This is a genomic window from Bradyrhizobium sp. U87765 SZCCT0048, assembly GCF_018131225.1.
Classification (GTDB): Bacteria; Pseudomonadota; Alphaproteobacteria; order Rhizobiales; family Xanthobacteraceae; genus Bradyrhizobium_A.
Map to the genome: position 1 here is coordinate 2,717,034 of NZ_JAFCMM010000001.1, position 20,028 is coordinate 2,737,061.

The window sequence follows — 20,028 nt, forward strand, 5'->3', positions numbered from 1 at the left end:
ATCATGGCCATTGATGCCACCCCGCCTGGAGCAATTACGTCTGCGCCTTCGAGCGCCCCCTCGTCCGGCAGTTCAAGCAGCTCCGGATCGGGTTCGGGGACCAGCACCCCGGGCCTTGCGGATAATTTTCAGACCTTTCTGACGCTGCTGACCACGCAGCTGAAGAACCAGAATCCGCTCGACCCGCTTGATACCAACCAGTTCACCCAGCAACTCGTGCAGTTTGCGCAGGTCGAACAGCAGCTCAAGGCCAACACCCAGCTCACCACGCTGGTCAATATCGAGAAGACAGCGCAGTCGACGCAGGCGCTGGCGTTCGTCGGCGCCACGGTGGTCGTCGACGGCAGCACGACCTCGCTCGCCAAGAACGCATCGACCGGAAAGAGCACGGCCACCTGGACGTTCAATTCGCCCAAAAGCGCCTCGGCGGTGATGACCATCACCAACTCCGCCGGTCAGACCGTCTATAGTGGCAACTTCTCCCTCAACTCGGGCAATGCCAATTTCGTCTGGGACGGCAAGGGCACCGACGGCACGCAGTGGCCTGACGGCAGCTACAAGATGAGCGTGACGGCCAAGGACGCCAACGGACAGGCCGTCGCTGTATCGACCCAGATTCGGGGCGTGGTCGATTCCGTCGACCTCACCGCGAACCCGGCGCTGCTGTCGATCGGCGGACAGAGCTACACCACCGACAAGATCAAGAGCGTGGTGCGCCCGACCTCTTCCTGACGACGGCCACCGCGCCGCCGTTCACCATCCTGTCGTCTGTTTTCGCCCCCGTCCGCCACCCGCGGCCGGGGGCTTTGGCGCATGGCGCGTTCTGTCCAAGGAGATTCTCATTGAAGCCATATGCTTAGGCAAATTTTAAGCGGCCGGGGGTAGAGTTCCCAAGTGAGTTCAGTGGTTAGAGTATGTGAGTAAGCCATGACAGAACCCCATCGCCCGAGGGTGAAATACGTCATCGGGCCTGACGGCAGCCCGTTAACGATCGCGGATCTGCCTGCTCCAGGGACAAAACGGTGGGTCATCCGCCGCAAAGCCGAGGTCGTAGCCGCCGTTCGCGGAGGCCTGCTGTCCCTCGAGGAAGCCTGCAGCCGTTACACTCTGACCGTCGACGAGTTTCTCTCCTGGCAGTTCTCCATTGACCAGCATGGCCTGGCCGGGCTGCGCACCACCCGAATCCAGCAGTACCGCCAGTAAGCAGAGCGCCTGCAAAACGCCCGACATTCGAGAAAGCCGGTCCCCAGGACCGGCTTTTTTCATGGGCGCAACCACCCCGCGTGGTCACAAAAGTTAACGGCTGACCGCCGCCGAGGGCCGTTTGGTCAATGCCGGGCTGCCCGAACCGCTCGAATAGTGTGCTTTTTAGACACCGGATGGTTCCCAAATCTTTAAAACGCCGACCCGGTTAACCTTTGTTAACCATATGGAAACCATCCCATGGGCAAATTTTGCCCAGTCGGTGTGTGTGCCGAATCTGGGGCTGGATCCTTGCAAGGTCTGTTGGCATTTCTGAGATCGCTGGGAGCGGCGCGACTGGCGGCGATGGTCGCCGTGACCGTCGCGCTGATCGGCTTCTTTGCCTTCCTCATCATGCGCGTCACGACGCCGCAGATGACCACCCTGTTCACCGACCTCAGCTATGAGGATTCCTCCGGCATCATCAAGGAGCTGGAGCGCCAGGCCATCCCCTACGAGATGCGCAACGACGGTGCCGTGCTGATGGTGCCGAAGGACAAGGTCACCAAGCTGCGCATGAAGCTCGCCGAGTCCGGTCTGCCCAAGGGCGGCGGCGTCGGCTACGAGATCTTCGACAAGTCCGACGCGCTGGGCACGACCAGTTTTGTTCAGAACATCAACCACTTGCGTGCCCTCGAGGGCGAACTCGCCCGCACCATCCGCGCGATCGACCGGGTGCAGTTCGCCCGCGTCCACCTGGTGCTGCCGGAACGCCCGCTGTTCTCCCGCGAGACCCCCGAGCCATCCGCTTCGATCGTCGTGCGCGTGCGCGGCATGCTCGAGCCCCAGCAGGTCCGCGCCATCCGCCATGTCGTCGCCTCCGCCGTCAACGGGCTCAAGCCGCAGCGGGTCTCGATCGTGGACGAGACCGGCCGCCTGCTCGCCGACGGCGCTTCAGGCGACGCCGCCGAAGGGGCGACCGGCGACGAGCGCCGCATTGCTTACGAGAAGCGGATGCGCGAGCAGATCGAGAACATCGTCTCCTCGGTGGTCGGCGCCGGCCGCACCCGTGTCCAGCTCTCCGCCGACTTCGACTACAACAAGGTCACCCAGACGTCGGACAAGTTCGATCCGGAAGGACGGGTGCTGCGGTCCAGCCAGACCCGCGAAGAATCGAGTGCCTCCGGGGACCAGCGCGACGGCCAGGTGACCGTCAACAACGAGCTTCCCGGCCAGCAGCGCAACGACAACGGCACCCAGGTTCGCGACCAGAGCAAGAAGAGCGAGGAAATCAACAACTACGAGATTTCCCGCACCACCAAGACCGAGGTCACGGAAGCCGGCCGCGTCAACCGCATCTCCGTCGCCGTGCTGGTCGACGGCACCTACACCAAGAACGACAAGGGTGACAGCGTCTACGCACCGCGCAGCAAGGAAGAGCTCGACCGCATCGGCGCTCTGGTGCGTTCGGCGATCGGCTTCGACCAGAAGCGCGGCGACCAGGTGGAAGTGGTCAACCTGAAGTTCGCCGAAGCGCCGAGCGTCGCTCCGCTCAATGAGCCGACCGGCCTGATGGGGATGATGCAGTTCACCAAGGACGACGTGATGAACGTCATCGAACTCATCGTCATGATGCTGCTGGGTATCGTGGTGCTGTTCGTGGTGATCCGCCCGCTGGTCAAGCGTATCCTCTCTCCCGAAGTCAACCTGCTGACCGGAGCGCCGCAGGCGCCCGTCGCCCCCGCGCTCACCGACGCATCGGCGCCCGCCCCGGCGCAGTTGCCCGGCGGCAATAGCGCGATGTCGCAAATGATCGACGTTGCCCAGGTGCAGGGCCAGGTCCACGCCCAGTCCGTCCACCGTGTCGGCGAACTGGCGGAACGCAACCCGCACGAGGCCGTCGCGATCGTCCGTCAATGGCTCCAGGAACCGGCATAACCCGACATGGCGTCCAACCAGCTCACCGCTCCGAACGCAAACGACATCGCCAGCACCGTCGCGGCTCTCGCCGCACGACAGGCCGGACGCCCACAGGGCGACAAGGTCAGCGGCCCCAAGCGCGCCGCCATGCTGATGCTCGCGCTTGGCGAGCAGTATGGCGGCAAGGTGTGGTCCCTGCTCGACGACGACGAGGTTCGCGAACTGTCACTGCACATGTCGACGCTCGGCAACATCGAGGCCGAGGTGGTCGAGGACATGATGCTGGAGTTCGTATCGCGGATGTCGGCTTCGGGCTCGCTGATGGGCAACTTCGACGCCACCGAACGGTTGCTGCAGCAATATCTTCCCGCCGACCGGGTCAACGGCATCATGGATGAAATTCGGGGTCCCGCGGGGCGCAATATGTGGGAGAAACTCTCCAACGTGCAGGAAGAGGTGCTCGCGAACTACCTCAAGAACGAGTATCCGCAAACCATCGCCGTGGTGTTGTCGAAGCTGAAATCGGAGCACGCCGCCCGTGTGCTCTCGATCCTGCCCGAAGAGATGGCGCTCGATGTCGTCAATCGCATGCTGAAGATGGAAGCCGTACAGAAGGAGGTCATCGAGCGGGTCGAACAGACGCTGCGGGTGGAGTTCATGTCCAACCTGTCGCAGACCCGACGTCGCGACGCCCACGAGGTGATGGCCGAGATCTTCAACAACTTCGACCGCCAGACCGAGACGCGCTTCATTACTTCGCTGGAGGAAGACAACCGCGAGTCCGCCGAACGCATCAAGGCGCTGATGTTCACGTTCGACGACCTGATCAAGCTCGACGCCGGCTCGGCACAGACGCTGATGCGCAATGTCGACAAGGAGAAGCTGGCGGTGGCGCTGAAGGGCGCCAACGAAGCGGTTCGCCAGTTCTTCTTCGGCAACATGTCGAGCCGCGCCGCCAAGATGCTCAGCGACGATATGGCCTCGAGCGGGCCGGTGCGGCTGCGCGACGTCGACGAGGCGCAGGCGTTGCTGGTGAATCTCGCCAAGGATCTCGCCGCCAAGGGCGAGATCATGCTGGCCAAGAACCGCGCCGACGACGAGCTGGTGTACTGATGGGCGCCCCGGCAAAATTTCTGTTCGATACCGACTTCTCCGCTCCGCGGACCCAGCAACGCGCACCGACGGCCACGGAAGTCGCCGAGCAGGTCGCCGACGGCGAGGCTCGTGGCTATCGCGCCGGCTACGAGGCCGGCCGACAGGAGGCCAATGTCGAGAACAGTCGCCGCATGGCCGCCGCCCTCGATCAGATCGGGCACGCCATCGGCGCGATCGCGCAGCAGTTCGGCACCATCGAGAATCGCATGGAAACCGAGGCGGTGGATGTCGCGGTGGCGGTGGCGCGCAAGTTGTGCAGCGACCTCATAGCCGCCGAACCGCTGACCGAAATGATGGCGCTGATCAGCGACTGCTTTCGTCATCTGACATCGACGCCGCATATCGTGGTGCGTATCAACGACCAGCTCTACGACAGCGCCCGCCAGGACATCGAGCGCCTCGCCTCCAACAGTGGCTTTCAGGGCCGTCTCGTGATCCTCGCCGAGCCGGATATCACCAGCGGCGACTGCCGGATCGAATGGGCTGACGGCGGCGTCACCCGCGATCGCGCGACCACGGAAGCCAAGATCGACGAACTGGTCGGGCGCTACATGGCGTCGCGTGGCCAGACCGGCATTGGCCGGCCTTCGCATTGACAACGGGAACTGACGCATGAGCACCAACGACCCCCACGTCCCGCTGCAGGATCTCAACACTACCGACGCGCCGGATCTCGCCGATATCGGCTACCACGAGGAAGAGGAGCAGACCTCGCGGGTCGCCGGTGACCTCGAAGCGGTGTTCGACGTTCCGGTGCAGGTCTCGGCGGTGCTCGGCCGTTCCAAGATGGACGTTGGCGACCTTCTCAAGCTTGGACCAGGCACGGTGCTCGAACTCGATCGCCGCGTCGGCGAAGCCATCGACATCTATGTCAACAACCGCCTGGTGGCGCGCGGCGAAGTGGTGCTGGTCGAGGACAAGCTCGGCGTCACCATGACGGAAATCATCAAGGCCGAACGCGGCTAGTCGACTCAGGACGATGACGGGACGGCGTGACCGGGCCCGTGACAACAGGACAGGATACAGGAGCGGAACATGCGGCTTCTCATCGTTGGCTCTCTGAAAGGCCAGCTCACGACCGCGACCAAGATCGCGATGGAGAATGGCGCGACAGTCACGCACGCCGAGGATTGCGAACAGTCGCTGAAGGTATTGCGCAACGGCAAGGGCGCGGACCTCTTGCTCGTCGACGTCGCACTCGACATCCGCGACCTCGTGATGCGGCTCGAGGCAGAGCACATTCACGTTCCGATTGTCGCGTGCGGCATCAACAGCGATGCCCGCGCCGCCGTCGCCGCGATCCATGCCGGCGCCAAGGAATACATCCCGCTGCCTCCGGATCCGGAGCTGATCGCCGCGGTGCTCGCTGCCGTCGCCAACGATGCCCGCGACCTGATCTACCGCGACGAGGCGATGGCCAAGGTCATCAAGCTCGCCCAGCAGATCGCAGGCTCGGACGCCTCCGTGCTGATCACCGGCGAGTCCGGCACCGGCAAGGAAGTGCTGGCGCGCTACGTTCACACCCGCTCCCAGCGCGCCAAGCGCCCGTTCATTTCCGTCAACTGCGCCGCGATCCCCGAACATCTGCTGGAGTCCGAGCTGTTCGGCCATGAGAAGGGCGCCTTCACCGGCGCCATCGCCCGGCGCATCGGCAAGTTCGAGGAAGCGACCGGCGGCACGCTGCTGCTCGACGAAATCTCGGAGATGGATGTGCGCCTGCAGTCGAAGCTGCTGCGCGCAATCCAGGAACGCGTCATCGACCGCGTCGGCGGCACCCGCCCTGTCCCGGTCGACATCCGCATCATCGCGACGTCGAACCGCAACCTCACGGAGGCGGTGCGCGAAGGCATCTTCCGCGAAGACCTGCTGTTCCGCCTCAATGTCGTGAACCTCAAGCTGCCGGCGCTGCGCGACCGCCCGGCCGACGTCCTGGAGCTGGCCCAGCACTTCGCCCGCAAGTACGCCGAAGCCAACGGCGTGCCAGTGCGGCCGCTTTCGGCGGAGGCCAGGCGGGTGCTGACGACCAACCGCTGGCAGGGCAACGTCCGCGAGCTCGAAAATACCATCCACCGCTCGGTGCTGATGGCGAGCGGCGACGAGATCGGCGCCGATGCGATCCTGACGCCGGACGGCGACCGGCTCGACCTCGCCAAGACGGCCCCCGCCGTGGCCCACGCCACGCTTGCCGCCGAGCAGGTGACACGGGCACTGGTCGGCCGCACGGTCGCGGACGTCGAGCGCGACCTGATCCTCGAAACGCTGAAGCACTGCCTCGGCAACCGTACTCACGCCGCGAACATCCTCGGCATCTCGATCCGCACGCTGCGCAACAAGCTCAACGAGTATGCCGATGGCGGCCTGCCGATCACACCGGCCGGCGCTGGCGACTACCGCAACATCGCCGCATCGGCCTGACAGATTCTCCATCTGGAATGATAAGGGCCGGCGCGACTTCCGCAGCGCCGGCCTCTTCGTTTCGCGGAGGACGATCGATATCGCTTTCTGCCGAAAGACGCCTATGTCATGATGACTGCGACGTCGTCACAAGACGACGGATGGTCGTCAGCAACGTAGCGCCCGCGACTGTCAGGTCGTCGGCGTCGGACAGTCAATCGTGAGGTTCAGATGCTGCCAGCCTTCCGCTTGAGCCGATATCGGATCGTTGCTCTGGTCGTCACCGTGACGGCCGTGCCAGCAACACTCGCGACCGCGGACGCGATCTGGCCATCCCACATCCGGACCCAGTCGATGCCACCGATCCCGGCCGAAGGGTATGGCAAGCTATCGGCGCCAGATACCGGCTCGGGGAATGTTCGCACCGTCAAGGTCCGACCGCAGAACGCATGGGATGACGCACCGCCACCCGGCACGCGAGATCGGGAAACGACGACGCGGGCCGGTGCGCCATCCGGTTCAGCCGCGGTCCCCGATCATCAGGTCTTCGCGCCTTCCCGATCCGCACCACAGGATGGATTCCAGCCTGCGCCTCGGTAACTTGCCCGGCGCCGTCGCTTGAATGCAGCAGCGTGATCTCGCCACCGCCATCAGGAAAAATCATTGTTGGTTGGCGTGCGGAAGATCCTGATCGGCTGCTGGGGCTCGGGGGGCGGGCGCACATAGGCGTCATAGAGACGTAGCGCGAGAAAGCCCGCCACGACGATCACTACAGCCACGGCGAGCCAGGCCAGTCCACGCTCGACAAATGCCCGCATCATCGGCAGTCACGGTCCTCGCATCAGGGCGTGCTGTAGACGCGGTGACTGTGCACCAGCCGCCGCTGCCACAGCCACAGCAGTGGGACATAGATCAACGTCACCGCCGACACGAAGATGGTGCCGAAGCTCGGCACGCCGCCGAAGAACAGCGATGTCAGACGCGCCAGCGTGCCGAACACCAGGATGAACGTCAGCACCGAGAACTGCGTCTGATGCTTCTCGATGTGCGGGATCGAAACCCAGTATTGCACGCCGACCGCCAGCAGCACGCCGGACAGAAAACGCACGGCGCCATCAAGCGACGGACTATTGCCTGGATCGACGAAACGCAGACCCCACGCGACACCCGCAAGGCCAAGACCGATCGGAACGAGACCGGCGATGAAAATGGCGAACTGAAGCAGCCTTCGTTCCATGATGCCCTCGAAGCAGCGACGGAGGTGCGGTCCATCCTGCATCACGACCGCCCCGCCTCAATATGGCGATGAAGTGCAAAAGGACAGCGCGCGAGCGCGAATATCGCATATCGCCCCCGCGTCATCCCCAGCGAAGCGCCATCCTGCGACGGAGCAGCCGTAGATGGGCGCAGCAAATCAACATGATGGGGTCACCCGACGCAGGGGCCCCTACCTACGGCACATGTGCCTCTACTCCGATTTTCTCAACCAAAGCCGGCCGAGTCATGTATGTACACGGCTCGTTCCATCTTTGTACCTGTCCGATCATGACCACGTTCACCCCGCACCAGAACGACGCGCTCAACGCCGTGGCGCAATGGTTGAAGGCCAAGCCCGGCGAAGGCAGCACGCCGCAGATCTTCCGCCTGTTCGGCTTCGCCGGCACGGGCAAGACCACGCTCGCCCGCCATATCGCCGACGGCGTCGACGGCGAGGTCAAATACGCCGCCTTCACCGGCAAGGCCGCGCTGGTGATGCGCAACAAGGGTTGCGACAACGCTTCCACCATTCACTCCCTGATCTATCGCGCCCGTGAGACGGGCGAGGAAACGCCGAACTTCGAATTGTGGGACGATGCGCCGGCTTCCAAGGCCAAGCTGATTGTAGTCGACGAATGCTCCATGGTGGATGGCGACCTCGGCAGGGATCTGCTGTCGTTCGGCGCTCCGCTTCTCGTGCTCGGCGACCCCGCGCAGTTGCCGCCGATCCAGGGCGGCGGCTTCTTCACCGACGCCGAGCCCGATGCCATGCTGACCGAGGTCCATCGCCAGGCCGAAGACGATCCGATCGTCCGGATGTCGATGGCTGTGCGCGAGGGTCGTTCGCTCGAGATCGGTGAATTCGGCGACAGCCAGGTGGTGAAGCGCAACGCACTCGATCCCGAGCGGGTGATGCAGGCCGACCAGATCCTGGTCGGCCGCAACAACACGCGTCGCGCCTACAATATGCGGGTGCGTCAGAAGCAAGGCATCGAGGAAATGCTTCCCGTGGCCGGCGACAAGCTGGTGTGCCTTCGCAACAACCGCAAGAAAGCGCTTTTCAATGGTGGCCTGTGGCGCGTCAAGGCACGGGCGCAATCGAAATCGCTGATCGTCACCATGCGCCTGATGCCCGACGAGGAAGTCGCCGGCAAGGTCACCAAGGTCTCCGTCCGCGGCGAGTGCTTCAGTGGCGGCATCGAGGAGATTCCGTGGGAACAGCGCAAGCCTTACGACGAGTTCGACTACGGCTACGTCCTCACGGTGCACAAGTCGCAGGGCTCGCAGTGGGACGATGTCGTGCTGTTCGACGAGAGCTTCGCATTCCAGGATTCGCGCGCCCGCTGGCTCTACACCGGCATTACCCGTGCCGCGAAGAAGCTGAGTATCGTGGTCTGAACAGCGACAATGCGTCGCTGCGAGGCGTGTGACAGGCTCGGGAACTGCGGGAACCTATCGTCCGATCCAGCGTTATAACTCCTTGCCACCCAAAAGGAGATAGTGATGCGATTTGTCCGACCTCTTGCTGCTGCCCTGATTGCGACGACCGCGCTGTCGGCTGTGTCGACAGCTCCGGCCCTGGCCGCGCCGTTGCGCGCCAATGCCGGGCTCGCGCAGGCCGCCCCGGCGGTGACGGAGAGCGTGCAGTATCGCCGCTGGCACGGCCATGGCGGCTATCGCGGCGGCTATGGTTATCGCCACCATCATCACGGCGGCGGTGCCGGCGCTGGCGCGATCATCGGCGGCCTTGCCGCGGGTGCCATCATCGGTGGCGCAATCGCCGCCGGTCAGGCCAATGCGGCCGCCCAGCGCAACGCCGCTTACTGCGCCCAGCGCTACCGGTCCTACGACCCGGCCTCGGGCACCTACCTCAACCGCGATGGCAACCGCTATCCCTGCCCGTAACGCGTCACCCCCGGCGCCGTGGATTCGGCAATCCGGACCGGGCAACATTGACAGCTGCGGGGCCCGCCCCGCAGCTTTTTTGTGCCCCGCTCGGACAGGATATCGTCCGCACTCCAACGAGTGATCACGCGCTCACAAAGTCGTGTATCGGGAGGCGGTAACGCGCTTCGCCCCCCGCCGTATCTCGGAATGATCTCGCGCTTCGTTGCGAAACGAGACGCGATCCCGCCATAATCCCTCTCGCGGCAGCCCCCCGCGCCATTCCGAGGACATATCGATGCCACGCCATTTCCTGCATCCCCTGGCCCTCACGACGGCTGTATGCCTGCTGTGGAGCGCCGTGCTCACCGGTCCAACCGCCGCGGCGGAGGACGCTGTGGTCATCCCGCCTCCAGCGAGCGATCTCCCGGCGGCCGACGGGCCGCAGACGGCGGTCATCGCCGGCGGATGTTTCTGGGGCGTCCAGGGGGTTTTTCAGCACACCCGCGGGGTGCTGAAGGCGGTCTCGGGCTACGCTGGCGGCAGCAAGGACACGGCGAACTACCCTGCAAGCGGCACCGGCAGGACCGGCCACGCCGAATCCGTGCAGATCACCTACGATCCCAAGGTGATCTCCTACGGAAAGCTGCTGCAGATCTATTTCTCGGTCGCCCACGATCCCACCCAGCTCAACCGGCAGGGGCCGGACAGCGGTACGCAGTACCGCTCGACCATCTTCGCCGAGAACGACGCCCAGAAGAAAGTCGCGGAAGCCTATATCGCGCAGCTCAACACGGCGAAAGTCTTCCGCAAGTCGATTGCGACCACGATCGAGAGCGGCAAGACTTTCTATCCCGCCGAGGACTATCATCAGGACTACCTGACCCTGCATCCGTCGCAACCCTACATCGTCTATAACGACCTGCCGAAGATCGAGGCGCTAAAGAAAGTCTTCGCCGAGGTCTACCGCGATCAACCGGTGCTGGTGCGTGATGCCAAGGCGACGAACTAAGGCGACGAACTGAGGCGACGAACTGAGGCGACGACCTGAGGCGACGACCTGAGGCGACGACCTGAGGCGACGACCTGAATCGAGAGAGCGAGGTCTTTGGTTGGGCAGTACGGCCGACTGCCGCCATTGCAGCCAGCGGCCGATCAACTGATTTCACATTTTCGTGCGCGCCCTGCACATCGGGCGCGCACTTGTCATCCGAGAACGGAGTAGAGCATGACCGACAGCAACGGCCCCAAAGTCCAGAAATCGGAAGCCGAGTGGCGCAAGGAATTGACGCCGATGCAGTACGCTGTGCTGCGTGAGAAGGCGACCGAGCGGCCATTCTCCGGCGAATACGAGCACACCACGACAAAGGGCACATACACGTGCGCGGGCTGCGGCCAGACACTGTTCGAATCCGACACGAAATTCGATTCCGGCTGCGGATGGCCGAGTTTCACGGCTCCCATTCGTGAATCACATATCGACGAAGAGCAGGATTTCAGCCACGGCATGATTCGGACCGAGGTACTCTGCTCGAACTGTCAGGGACACCTCGGTCACGTCTTTCCCGACGGCCCGGGACCAACAGGTCTGCGTTATTGTATCAACTCGGCGGCCTTGAAACTGAGTCCGAAATAACCAGATAGGCGGTCTCCGCTGTGAACGCGTTCCCCGCCTTGCGCGACCAACATCCCGTTGCGCGAGAATTTGTTTACCAAACGGGCGTACACGCCGCGCAGCTGGAGACTGCCTAAGGAATTGCATGATGTCACAAGCTTCCCGCAGCCGCGTTCTTGGCTTCGGCCTCGTCGGACTTATTCTCGAAACGATTATCTCGCATCCGGCTCTCGCCACCGACAAGGTTTCGCTGTTTAAGGTGGTCACTGCAAAGGATGAGATCGTCATCGGCTTGACCGACGACGAGCTGGCGAAATACGAAGGACGCAATGCCGGAGGCATCGCAAAAGCGTTGAAGACCGAGGGTACGCTTTCGGTGTGGCGTTACGCGATGCGCAAGGCTGGCTCCGGCGATCTGGAGCAAGCGCCGACTGGCAAGATCGGGTTGATGGCCAACGACGCGTTGCGCGTCGAGCCCTATACCTCGCCGGTCAAGGTCGTCCCCATCGACGAGACCAAATAGCTCTCCAGGCCAGCGACACCCCAAGACACCTACGAAAAACCCGCAACACTGTTGCGGGTTTTTCGTTTTCCGTATGCATTTGATTTATCAGTGGTATTTCACGTCTTTAACCAAGCCGGATTCATTCCTTGCCGCGTCAGGGTCGCAATTCTCACATTCGTGCCCATATTACAGGGTATGAAATGAAAGGTACCGGGCTTCGCGCCGTTCGCGATCTTACTTCCGGAACCCGCTGATCCTTGCCGATCGAAGTCAGAGTGCGTTTGCAGTCGACTCCTTGCAGTCGGCGTCAAGCATTCTTGTGTGAATCCGAAACCCACACCGGACATATGTCGAGATAGTGATGATGCGTTCGTTCAACTATGCCAAGTCTGCCGAGCTGTTTCCTGCCGCGATCCGAAAGAAGCGGCGCCCCGGCTTCACCTATCGCCGGTTCGACACCGCCGCCGACGCGGTACGCTTTGCGATCGAGGAACTGCCGTCGGATCTTCTGAACGGTGCGTATCTGCAGGTTGGCGAGGCGCGCTTCGACAAGAATGGCATCCGCGATCTCTACGACAGCACCGAGTTTCCGCTGGAGCGCAAGCCCATGCAGGCCGACGTCGCCTGATCGTGACATCCGCCCCTGCGCGACAGGTCTGACATTCGCGTCAGCATATGCGACGAGGGCCTCATGCCAGCCGCCTGCTGCAAGCTGATCCGAATGCTGGAAGCCGGACACTAGCGTTGTTTGTCGAGCCAGCGCCGCAATAGACGGACGTTGCGCATGTTCGCCTTGAACATCACGTCGAATGCATCGCCGGCGACTGGCACCATGCCCACGACGCCATCGAGCGCGACATTGCCGAGCATCCGCGCGGTAAGGTGCCACGGGGCACCGATGGCGCGCGCCTCACGTACGATCCACAGTGAGATCGCCGTGGTGATGAGATCGCCGACGATCGGGATCAACCCGATCAGGCCATCCAGACCATAGCGGATGTTCGTGCCAGGCATGATGAAAGCGATATCGAGCAGCTTGGCGAGCGCATCGAGGCGCGCGATGCGCTGCTCGCGCGTCAGTGCCTGCAGGTTGATGCCGAACGCCTGGAACGACGCGCCCTGAAACGGCGTCCCGCGGAACGTGCCTCCCTCGAACTGCCACGCAGGTCCCGCGCCCTTCGAGATCTCCTCGGGGCGAACTTCGCGGCCGTCCTGGTCGATGATCAGTCCACGGGTCTGTTTCATGCGCTGCATATGGGGCTCTCTGCCACGCGGTCAACCTCCGACATCGCCGACGGCCGTGCAAGCGTCATGTTGCCGCCGGCGTCATGGCCGGCCGCCATCGAGCCGGCGTGCGCGTTGCGCAAGCTCGCACCCTTCACAATAGCGCGCATCCTTGAAGTCGATCCAGTTGTGCGCATAGATCCGATCGCGCGGAATGCCGTAGCGGGTGCGCAGCACCGCCGCGAGCACATCCCAGGCAGCGATCTGCGCGGCCGTCGGTGGCGCAGCCACATCGGGATAGTTGCCGGCGAACTCCACGCCGATTGAGTTCTCCTTCACTACCTGGTGGAAGGTCGCGCGATTGTCGATGAAGCGGCTGTCGTTGCGATTGGCGCCGTCGCCATGCGTCGGGACCACGTCCTCGGACGTCGCCCAGTAGACGGTGCCATCGGTCTCGACCCAGACCATCACGCCACGACGCACGGGATCGCGCGCCTGCGCCAGCGCGCCGTTGCGCGCCGACCCCGACGGGCCCTCGGTCTGGTGCACGATGACGTTCCGCCACCGCCACGGGTGAGGGCCGCTCCAGGGATGCAGCCAGACGACGTGGAGCCCCGGAATGTCAGGCGTCCCGCTTGCCTGCGCGACCCACGCGAGATCCGTCTGCGCCTCGGCCGCCCGGCAGGACGGCATGGCGACGGCGAGCACCGCCGCGATACCGGCCGCTCCCCATCCCGACAGACCTGCCTTGATCGAATGCCCCGGCGTCATGGCCCACACCCCGCGATCACATCTGCGTCAGCCCTGCCATGCTGCCGGTCCGACGGCGGTCTCTGCAAGAGGGGGGACCGTCGACCGGGCCGTGGTTTCGCCCCGCCCGGCCAACGGCTATGGTGCCAGCTGACCGTGCCTCGAGACCGCGAATGACCCTGACCCCGTCGCTGCTGCGCGCCAATCTTCGCCTCGCCAGCGGCCTCACCATGCTGACCTTCGTGGTCTGCCACTTCAGTGCGCACGCCATGCTGCTGGTGTCCGTGCCGTTCGGGGAGGCGGTTCTCGGCGTCCTGATGGCGCCGTGGAAGACGTTGCCCGGGACCGTTCTGCTCGCTGGCGCCTTTACGCTGCACTATCTAAACGCCCTGTGGTCGATCTATCACCGCCGCTCGCTGCGGCTGTCGCGCTGGGAGATGTGGCAGCTGATGCTCGGCTTCAGCATTCCGCTGCTGATCGGGCTGCACGTCGTCGACACCCGCGTCGGCGAACTCATGTTCCAGAAGACCCCCTACTACACCTCGGCACTGGTGTCGTGGTGGGTCCGCCAGCCACCGTTCGCCGCGCTGCAGTTTTTCGCGATCCTGGTGGTCTGGATCCACGCCTGCATCGGCATTCACTTCTGGCTGCGGCTGAAGCCCTGGTTTCCGAAGGCGCTGCCCTGGCTGCGGCCTGTCGCGGTGCTGTTGCCCGCGCTGGCGCTCGCCGGCTTCGTCGCCGCCGGCAACGAGATCCGCCGCGACGCTGCGGCAAATGCCGACTTCGCCAACGTGGCCGAGGCCGATTCCAACAGCACCGCAGACAACAAGCGCGCGCTCACCAATATCGCGCTCGCAGCCATGGGCTGCCACATCCTGCTGACACTGCTGCCATTCGCCGCCCGCGGCATGCGCGTTGCCCTGTATCGCCGCCGCCGGCCGCCGACGGTCACCCACGCCGGCGGCCGGCGTTGCGTGGTGCCACCCGGCGCAAGCGTCCTGGAGACATTACGCGACAATGGCATTCCCCATGCCGCGGTCTGCGGCGGCCGGGCCCGCTGCACCACCTGCCGGGTGCTGGTGACGCAAGGCCTCGAACACCTGCCGCCCCCCGAAGCGCTGGAAGCCAAGGCGCTGATGCGCATCCATGCCACGCCGGAAACCCGCCTCGCCTGCCAGATCCATCCAACCACCGATATCGCCGTGCTGCCGCTGTTGTCGGCCGACGCGACCGCAGCCGACGGCTCCGCCCGCGGCGGCCTCGAGGGCAGCGAACGCCTGATCACTGTGATCTTCGTCGACCTGCGTGGCTCGACCACCATGAGCGAAACCCGCATGCCCTACGACGTGCTGTTTCTGCTCAATCATTTCTTCCGCGAAATGACCAACGCGCTGGAGGCCACCGGCGGCCACTATTCGCAGTTCACCGGCGACGGCCTGATGGCCCTCTACGGCCTCGACGGCGATCCCGCGCGTGGCGCCGCCGACGCCGTGCGCGGGGCACGCGAGATGCTGGATCGACTCGCAACGCTGAACCGCGACATGGCCGCAGAGCTGCGTCAGCCGCTGCGCATCGGCATCGGCATCCATTTCAACGAAGCGATCGTCGGGGCGATGGGACCGCCGCGATCGCAGATCATTTCTGCGATCGGCGACACGGTGAACACCTGTGCGCGGCTCGAAAGCCTGACCAAGGACTACAGCTGTCCGCTGGTGATCTCGCGCCAGGCCGCCGAGGCTGCCGGCCTCGACATGAGCAACGAGACATTGCACGAAGCCGTCGTCAAGGGCCGCTCGGCCAAGGTGCAGTTCTACGCCCTGCACCGCGTGCCGGAGCCGGCGTAGAGCGCGGCCGAACGAGCGCGATCCGCCACGATCAGCGCTCCGCGAACGCGAGCTTGGCGCCGAGCAGCACAAAGCCACCGGCGAAGGCGCGGCGCAGCCACGTCATCACCGACGGCTGGCCGATCACACGGCTGCGGACCCGCGCCGCCGCGAGACCGTACACCACGAACACCGCATAGGTCAGCGCCATGAAGACGACGCCGAGCTCGAGCATGCGCAGCAACGGATGCGTCTCGCCAGCCGCGATGAACTGCGGCAGGAAGGCGAGGAAGAAGATCGACAGCTTCGGATTGAGGATGTTGATCAGGAATCCGGTGACGATCGTTTCGCGCACCGATCCCGGCCGCACGCTCTCGTCGACCTGCAGCGCACCGCGCTCGCGCAGCGCCTGCCACGCCATGTACAGGAGATAGGCGACGCCAAACCACTTCAGCGTCTGGAACGCCAGTGCGCTGGTGTGCAGCACCGCGGCGAGACCGAGCATGGCGGCGGCAATATGCGGCACGATCCCGAGCGTGCAGCCGAACGCCGCAACCACGCTGGCGCGCGAACCGCGCGATAGCGCGGTCGCCAGCGTATAGAGCACGCCGGTGCCGGGCGATGCGATGACGATCAGCGACGTGACGATGAATTCCACATTCATGACGATCAGCGCCCCTGAGCGAGACGGTCGGCGAAATAGCCTATGGTCTTGCGATAGACCACGGCCCTGTTCCACTCTCGCATCGCCTCGAAGTTGGCTGAGCCCTCCTCATAGGATCCGCCCGCGCGCCATCCGTTGGTCTTCAGCAGGTTCGCGGTCGAGGCCAGCACGTCCGGCACGCTATGGCGAAGGTCGACATGGCCGTTGCCGTCATAGTCGACGCCGTATTTGATGTAGGACGAGGGCAGAAACTGGGTCTGGCCGATCTCGCCGGCATAGGCACCGATCATGTCACGCAGGCCGAGGTCGCCGCGCTGCACGATCTTCAGCGCAGCAAGCAACTCGCCTTGAAACAGCTCGGTGCGCCGGCAGTCGTGCGCCATGGTCGCCAGCACCCTGAACACCGGCAGCTTACCCATGTCGCCGGCGCCGAAATCGGTCTCCAGTCCCCAAATCGCGACAAGGATCTGCGGCGGCACGCCGAACTCGCGCTCGATCCGCGACAGCAGCGACGCATGCCGCTGCATCATCGCAAGGCCGGTCTTGATTCGGCCCGGACCAACCCGCGTCGCGACGTAGTCCTCGAAAGACTTCTTGAAGGTGCCGCGCTGGCGGCGGTCGAATGCCAGCACGCCCTGGTCCTGGCTGACACCACCGAGCGCCGCATCGATAACGCCCTGCGAGATGCCCTGGGCCGCCGCCTCACGGGAGATGCTTGAGACGAATGTCCGGAAGTCCCCGCCGCACTGGGCGGCCTGGGCGGGCAGAGACGCCACGAGCATCCCGAAGATGACGGCGAAGCGCAGCCTGATCATGTTGGACCGGTCCTTTCGATGCGTTCGGCATGAACGGACCGCCTTCTAACACGTCTCGCGGGAGCCAGCGAGGGCAGTCACGCCGCGGGGGCAGCGGTCCCGGCTGCGCTCCGGCCGGCGTCGTCCGGCAGCGTGAAGCCGATGCAGGCATTGACCCGCCAATCGCCATCGCACCGAACCCAGTAGAACATCTGGCGGAAGACCCATGACGTGCGCGACGGATCGCGCGGCGTCACCGTGTAGTCGGCATAATCCCAACCGCAATCGCCGCGAACGAAGCTCCGGATCGGATGCACTGCGACGCGATCGGCGCGGATCACCGCATCAAACAGCTCGCGCAGCTGCGTGCGCCCGATCCGCCGCGGATAGCCGGCATATTCCCACAACGCATCTTCGGTGAAGAAGCGCGTCAGGATCGGTTCGGGGTCGCCGTCCTCGAAAGCCTGCACATGCAGCGCGTACTTGGCGTCGATCGCCGCGCGAAAGGCCGCCATCTCCATATCGCCGCCCATCAGTGCGCCCTCCCGTCATCAGGTGGGGCAGCGTCGGCGGCTGCTCGATGCGGGTCAATCGGCCGAATGGCCGATCCCGCCGTGACTACCGCACCAATGACGACCACCGTACAAACGACAACGGCGGCCCTGCGGCCGCCGTTGCGTTTGTCAGCAGATGCAGATGTCTCAGTTGTCGAGGAAGCTGCGCAGCTTGCGCGAGCGGCTCGGATGCTTGAGCTTGCGCAGCGCCTTGGCTTCGATCTGGCGGATGCGCTCGCGCGTCACCGAGAACTGCTGGCCGACTTCCTCCAGCGTGTGATCGGTGTTCATGCCGATGCCGAAGCGCATGCGCAGCACGCGCTCCTCGCGCGGCGTGAGCGAGGCAAGCACGCGCGTCGTGGTCTCGCGCAGGTTCGACTGGATCGCCGCGTCGATCGGCAGGATCGCGTTCTTGTCCTCGATGAAATCGCCGAGGTGGCTGTCTTCCTCGTCGCCCACCGGGGTCTCGAGCGAAAGCGGCTCCTTGGCGATCTTGAGAACCTTGCGCACCTTCTCCAGCGGCATGCCGAGCTTCTCGGCGAGCTCTTCGGGGGTCGGTTCGCGACCGATCTCGTTGAGCATCTGGCGCGAGGTGCGCACGATCTTGTTGATCGTCTCGATCATGTGCACCGGGATGCGGATCGTGCGCGCCTGATCGGCGATCGAGCGGGTGATCGCCTGCCGAATCCACCACGTGGCGTAGGTCGAGAACTTGTAGCCGCGGCGGTACTCGAACTTGTCGACCGCCTTCATCAGGCCGATGTTGCCTTCCTGGATCAGGTCGAGGAACTGCAGGCCGCGGTTGGTGTACTTCTTGGCGATCGAGATCACGAGGCGCAGGTTGGCCTCGACCATTTCCTTCTTCGCCTGGCGCGCCTCGCGCTCGCCCTTCTGCACGCTGAGCACGATGCGGCGGAATTCACCGATCTCGAGGCCGGTCAGCGCAGCGAGCTGATGAACCTCATGGCGCAGCTCGCGGATACGGTCCTTCTCGTGGGCGACGAAATTCTTCCAGCCCTTGGCGGCGAGCTTCGACACGCGGTTGAGCCAGCGCGGATCGAGTTCGGAGCCCTGGTAGTTGCGCAGGAAATCTTCACGGCTGACGCCATGGCTGTCGCCCAGGCGGAACAGGCGGCTCTCGTACGACACCAGCTTCTTGTTGATGTCGTAGAGCTGCTCGACGAGAGAATCGATACGCGCCTGGTTGAGACGCAGCGACTTCACCTCGACGATGATCTCGTCCTTGAGCTTCTTGTACTTGCGCTCCTGGGCCGGCGACAGCGTCTCGTTCTGCAGCTGGTTCTGGATGTCCTGCTCCTGCAGGCGGCGCAGCTTCTTGTACTCGCTTGCGATCTTGTCGAAGGTCTCGACCACCTTCGGCTTCAGCTCGGCCTCGATGGCCGCGAGCGACATCTGGTTCTCGAACTCGTCGTCGTCCATGTCGGCTTCGGCCGCAGCCTCGCCGGGATCCTTCTCGCCGCCTTCGGCGGGGGCGCCACGCTGGGCAGCCGGACGGAACGGCGTCGCGGCAGGCGGCGCCGCCGGCGGAGCCACCAGCGACGGCGCGTCGGCTTCGGCAGTCTCGGCGCCTTCCGCACCGGCTTCACCGTTCGCAGCATTGACGCCACCCTTCGCCTCGGGACCGGCATAGGTCGCCTCGAGGTCGATGATGTCGCGCAGGAAGATTTTTCCCTCGTTGAGCTCGTCGCGCCAGATGATGATGGCCTGGAAGGTCAGCGGGCTTTCGCACAGCCCGGCGATCATCGCCTCGCGGCCGGCCTCGATGCGCTTGGCGATGGCGATTTCGCCCTCGCGCGACAGCAGCTCGACGGTGCCCATCTCGCGCAGGTACATGCGCACGGGATCGTCGGTACGCTCGCCCGGCTCGGACTTCTTGGTCTCGGTGACGGCCTTCTGGGTGACCTCGACGAGGTCGTTATCGGGCTCGTCGTCGGCCTCCTCCTTGGAGTCCTCCTCATCGTTGTCGCTGTCCTCGGACTCGATGACATTGATGCCCATGTCGGACAGCAGCGCCATGATGTCCTCGATCTGCTCGGGCGAGGTCTGGTCGGACGGCAGCACGTCGTTGAGCTGATCAAAGGTGACGAAGCCGCGCTTCTTCGCCTGCTTGATCATCTTCTTGACGGCGGCATCGGACAGGTCGAGCAACGGGCCGGGCGCTTCGGTGGTGTCCTTCTCCGGCGCGTCAGCGACCTTGTCGTCCTTGTCCTTTTCCTTGATTTGCGCCGTCTTCGCCTTGCTGGCCATTCACTGCTCCTGAAACGCGCATAACCCGCGGGGACGTCA

The 20,028-nt window shown here is 64.3% G+C and carries 22 protein-coding genes; 14 read left to right on the plus strand and 8 right to left on the minus strand.

All coding sequences use genetic code 11. The features are described from left to right. The first annotated feature begins 3 nt into the window (after positions 1-3). The 7 genes from JQ639_RS11955 (at position 4) to flbD (ending at position 6,672) form a co-directional block, all read left to right on the plus strand. Positions 4-732, plus strand: coding sequence for a flagellar hook assembly protein FlgD (locus JQ639_RS11955; protein ID WP_211966306.1), 729 nt, complete (start codon positions 4-6; stop codon positions 730-732). Between the two features lie 195 nt (positions 733-927). Then, on the plus strand, positions 928-1,203 hold the full coding sequence (gene sciP / locus JQ639_RS11960; RefSeq protein ID WP_002714638.1) for a CtrA inhibitor SciP: 276 nt from the start codon (positions 928-930) through the stop codon (positions 1,201-1,203). A 291-nt stretch (positions 1,204-1,494) separates the two neighbouring features. Beyond that, positions 1,495-3,120 carry a flagellar basal-body MS-ring/collar protein FliF gene (gene fliF, locus JQ639_RS11965; protein ID WP_211966307.1) on the plus strand — a complete coding sequence of 542 codons (1,626 nt, stop codon included), beginning with the start codon at positions 1,495-1,497 and terminating at the stop codon, positions 3,118-3,120. Between the two features lie 6 nt (positions 3,121-3,126). Next, positions 3,127-4,215: a flagellar motor switch protein FliG gene (fliG, locus tag JQ639_RS11970; RefSeq protein WP_211966308.1), complete on the plus strand. Its 1,089-nt coding sequence runs from the start codon at positions 3,127-3,129 to the stop codon at positions 4,213-4,215. Next, the gene (locus JQ639_RS11975) at positions 4,215-4,853 is read left to right on the plus strand and encodes a FliH/SctL family protein (protein ID WP_211966309.1); all 639 of its coding nucleotides are present in this window, start codon (positions 4,215-4,217) and stop codon (positions 4,851-4,853) included. The genes fliG and JQ639_RS11975 overlap by 1 nt, the downstream gene beginning before the upstream one ends. Before the next feature lie 16 nt (positions 4,854-4,869). Beyond that, the gene (fliN, locus tag JQ639_RS11980) at positions 4,870-5,223 is read left to right on the plus strand and encodes a flagellar motor switch protein FliN (protein WP_211966310.1); all 354 of its coding nucleotides are present in this window, start codon (positions 4,870-4,872) and stop codon (positions 5,221-5,223) included. Positions 5,224-5,292: 69 nt separating this feature from the next. Continuing rightward, entirely contained in the window at positions 5,293-6,672 is a 1,380-nt protein-coding gene (gene flbD, locus JQ639_RS11985; protein ID WP_211966311.1) for a sigma-54-dependent transcriptional regulator FlbD, read from the plus strand. A 629-nt stretch (positions 6,673-7,301) separates the two neighbouring features. Here the strand turns inward: flbD and JQ639_RS11990 are convergent. Together JQ639_RS11990 and JQ639_RS11995 are read right to left on the minus strand one after the other, a co-directional pair. Then, positions 7,302-7,472, minus strand: coding sequence for a hypothetical protein (locus tag JQ639_RS11990; RefSeq protein WP_211966312.1), 171 nt, complete (start codon positions 7,470-7,472; stop codon positions 7,302-7,304). 20 nt (positions 7,473-7,492) lie between these two features. Further along, entirely contained in the window at positions 7,493-7,888 is a 396-nt protein-coding gene (locus JQ639_RS11995) for a DUF4345 domain-containing protein (protein WP_211966313.1), read from the minus strand. A 308-nt stretch (positions 7,889-8,196) separates the two neighbouring features. Here JQ639_RS11995 and JQ639_RS12000 point away from each other — a divergent pair, with 308 nt between their 5' ends. From JQ639_RS12000 to JQ639_RS12025, 6 genes are all read left to right on the plus strand, one after another. Beyond that, complete coding sequence (locus JQ639_RS12000; protein WP_211966314.1) at positions 8,197-9,306, plus strand: ATP-dependent DNA helicase; 1,110 nt, start codon at positions 8,197-8,199, stop codon at positions 9,304-9,306. A gap of 105 nt (positions 9,307-9,411) precedes the next feature. Further along, positions 9,412-9,813 carry a BA14K family protein gene (locus JQ639_RS12005; protein ID WP_211966315.1) on the plus strand — a complete coding sequence of 134 codons (402 nt, stop codon included), beginning with the start codon at positions 9,412-9,414 and terminating at the stop codon, positions 9,811-9,813. Between the two features lie 277 nt (positions 9,814-10,090). Next, positions 10,091-10,804, plus strand: coding sequence for a peptide-methionine (S)-S-oxide reductase MsrA (msrA, locus tag JQ639_RS12010; protein ID WP_211966316.1), 714 nt, complete (start codon positions 10,091-10,093; stop codon positions 10,802-10,804). A gap of 216 nt (positions 10,805-11,020) precedes the next feature. Continuing rightward, positions 11,021-11,428, plus strand: coding sequence for a peptide-methionine (R)-S-oxide reductase MsrB (gene msrB / locus JQ639_RS12015; protein ID WP_211966317.1), 408 nt, complete (start codon positions 11,021-11,023; stop codon positions 11,426-11,428). A 127-nt stretch (positions 11,429-11,555) separates the two neighbouring features. Beyond that, positions 11,556-11,930, plus strand: a complete 375-nt coding sequence (locus JQ639_RS12020) for a hypothetical protein (RefSeq protein ID WP_211966318.1) — start codon at positions 11,556-11,558, stop codon at positions 11,928-11,930. A gap of 346 nt (positions 11,931-12,276) precedes the next feature. Continuing rightward, positions 12,277-12,540: a hypothetical protein gene (locus JQ639_RS12025; protein WP_249123145.1), complete on the plus strand. Its 264-nt coding sequence runs from the start codon at positions 12,277-12,279 to the stop codon at positions 12,538-12,540. A 110-nt stretch (positions 12,541-12,650) separates the two neighbouring features. On the opposite strand, the gene JQ639_RS12030 is transcribed toward JQ639_RS12025, so the two are convergent. After that, positions 12,651-13,157: a DUF4112 domain-containing protein gene (locus JQ639_RS12030; RefSeq protein ID WP_249158031.1), complete on the minus strand. Its 507-nt coding sequence runs from the start codon at positions 13,155-13,157 to the stop codon at positions 12,651-12,653. 81 nt (positions 13,158-13,238) lie between these two features. Then, positions 13,239-13,907, minus strand: coding sequence for a peptidoglycan recognition protein family protein (locus JQ639_RS12035; protein WP_211966591.1), 669 nt, complete (start codon positions 13,905-13,907; stop codon positions 13,239-13,241). A 152-nt stretch (positions 13,908-14,059) separates the two neighbouring features. On the opposite strand from JQ639_RS12035, the gene JQ639_RS12040 reads away from it, so the two are divergent. After that, positions 14,060-15,730 (plus strand): adenylate/guanylate cyclase domain-containing protein, encoded by a 1,671-nt coding sequence (locus JQ639_RS12040; protein WP_211966320.1) that lies wholly within the window; start codon positions 14,060-14,062, stop codon positions 15,728-15,730. A gap of 31 nt (positions 15,731-15,761) precedes the next feature. Here the strand turns inward: JQ639_RS12040 and JQ639_RS12045 are convergent, their stop codons facing one another. The 4 genes from JQ639_RS12045 to rpoD all read right to left on the minus strand — a co-directional run bounded on the left by JQ639_RS12045 (position 15,762) and on the right by rpoD (position 19,989). Further along, positions 15,762-16,373 carry a LysE family translocator gene (locus JQ639_RS12045; protein ID WP_211966321.1) on the minus strand — a complete coding sequence of 204 codons (612 nt, stop codon included), beginning with the start codon at positions 16,371-16,373 and terminating at the stop codon, positions 15,762-15,764. A 5-nt stretch (positions 16,374-16,378) separates the two neighbouring features. Next, positions 16,379-17,188 carry a lytic murein transglycosylase gene (locus tag JQ639_RS12050; RefSeq protein ID WP_211966322.1) on the minus strand — a complete coding sequence of 270 codons (810 nt, stop codon included), beginning with the start codon at positions 17,186-17,188 and terminating at the stop codon, positions 16,379-16,381. Positions 17,189-17,265: 77 nt separating this feature from the next. Next, positions 17,266-17,700: a YybH family protein gene (locus tag JQ639_RS12055; RefSeq protein WP_211966323.1), complete on the minus strand. Its 435-nt coding sequence runs from the start codon at positions 17,698-17,700 to the stop codon at positions 17,266-17,268. Between the two features lie 168 nt (positions 17,701-17,868). Then, positions 17,869-19,989 (minus strand): RNA polymerase sigma factor RpoD, encoded by a 2,121-nt coding sequence (rpoD, locus tag JQ639_RS12060; protein ID WP_211966324.1) that lies wholly within the window; start codon positions 19,987-19,989, stop codon positions 17,869-17,871. Positions 19,990-20,028: the final 39 nt, after the last annotated feature.

Bases quoted from the DNA above. Each gene is read 5' to 3' on its own strand.
- JQ639_RS12005 (WP_211966315.1), top strand. From the start codon at position 9,412: ATGCGATTTGTCCGACCTCTTGCTGCTGCCCTGATTGCGACGACCGCG.
- JQ639_RS11955 (WP_211966306.1), top strand. From the start codon at position 4: ATGGCCATTGATGCCACCCCGCCTGGAGCAATTACGTCTGCGCCTTCG.
- JQ639_RS12050 (WP_211966322.1), bottom strand. From the start codon at position 17,188: ATGATCAGGCTGCGCTTCGCCGTCATCTTCGGGATGCTCGTGGCGTCT.
- JQ639_RS11990 (WP_211966312.1), bottom strand. From the start codon at position 7,472: ATGATGCGGGCATTTGTCGAGCGTGGACTGGCCTGGCTCGCCGTGGCT.
- msrA (WP_211966316.1), top strand. From the start codon at position 10,091: ATGCCACGCCATTTCCTGCATCCCCTGGCCCTCACGACGGCTGTATGC.
- JQ639_RS12045 (WP_211966321.1), bottom strand. From the start codon at position 16,373: ATGAATGTGGAATTCATCGTCACGTCGCTGATCGTCATCGCATCGCCC.
- sciP (WP_002714638.1), top strand. From the start codon at position 928: ATGACAGAACCCCATCGCCCGAGGGTGAAATACGTCATCGGGCCTGAC.
- JQ639_RS12055 (WP_211966323.1), bottom strand. From the start codon at position 17,700: ATGGGCGGCGATATGGAGATGGCGGCCTTTCGCGCGGCGATCGACGCC.
- flbD (WP_211966311.1), top strand. From the start codon at position 5,293: ATGCGGCTTCTCATCGTTGGCTCTCTGAAAGGCCAGCTCACGACCGCG.
- JQ639_RS11975 (WP_211966309.1), top strand. From the start codon at position 4,215: ATGGGCGCCCCGGCAAAATTTCTGTTCGATACCGACTTCTCCGCTCCG.
- JQ639_RS12035 (WP_211966591.1), bottom strand. From the start codon at position 13,907: ATGACGCCGGGGCATTCGATCAAGGCAGGTCTGTCGGGATGGGGAGCG.
- fliG (WP_211966308.1), top strand. From the start codon at position 3,127: ATGGCGTCCAACCAGCTCACCGCTCCGAACGCAAACGACATCGCCAGC.
- JQ639_RS12025 (WP_249123145.1), top strand. From the start codon at position 12,277: ATGCGTTCGTTCAACTATGCCAAGTCTGCCGAGCTGTTTCCTGCCGCG.
- msrB (WP_211966317.1), top strand. From the start codon at position 11,021: ATGACCGACAGCAACGGCCCCAAAGTCCAGAAATCGGAAGCCGAGTGG.
- JQ639_RS12040 (WP_211966320.1), top strand. From the start codon at position 14,060: ATGACCCTGACCCCGTCGCTGCTGCGCGCCAATCTTCGCCTCGCCAGC.
- fliN (WP_211966310.1), top strand. From the start codon at position 4,870: ATGAGCACCAACGACCCCCACGTCCCGCTGCAGGATCTCAACACTACC.
- JQ639_RS11995 (WP_211966313.1), bottom strand. From the start codon at position 7,888: ATGGAACGAAGGCTGCTTCAGTTCGCCATTTTCATCGCCGGTCTCGTT.
- JQ639_RS12020 (WP_211966318.1), top strand. From the start codon at position 11,556: ATGTCACAAGCTTCCCGCAGCCGCGTTCTTGGCTTCGGCCTCGTCGGA.
- rpoD (WP_211966324.1), bottom strand. From the start codon at position 19,989: ATGGCCAGCAAGGCGAAGACGGCGCAAATCAAGGAAAAGGACAAGGAC.
- JQ639_RS12000 (WP_211966314.1), top strand. From the start codon at position 8,197: ATGACCACGTTCACCCCGCACCAGAACGACGCGCTCAACGCCGTGGCG.
- JQ639_RS12030 (WP_249158031.1), bottom strand. From the start codon at position 13,157: ATGAAACAGACCCGTGGACTGATCATCGACCAGGACGGCCGCGAAGTT.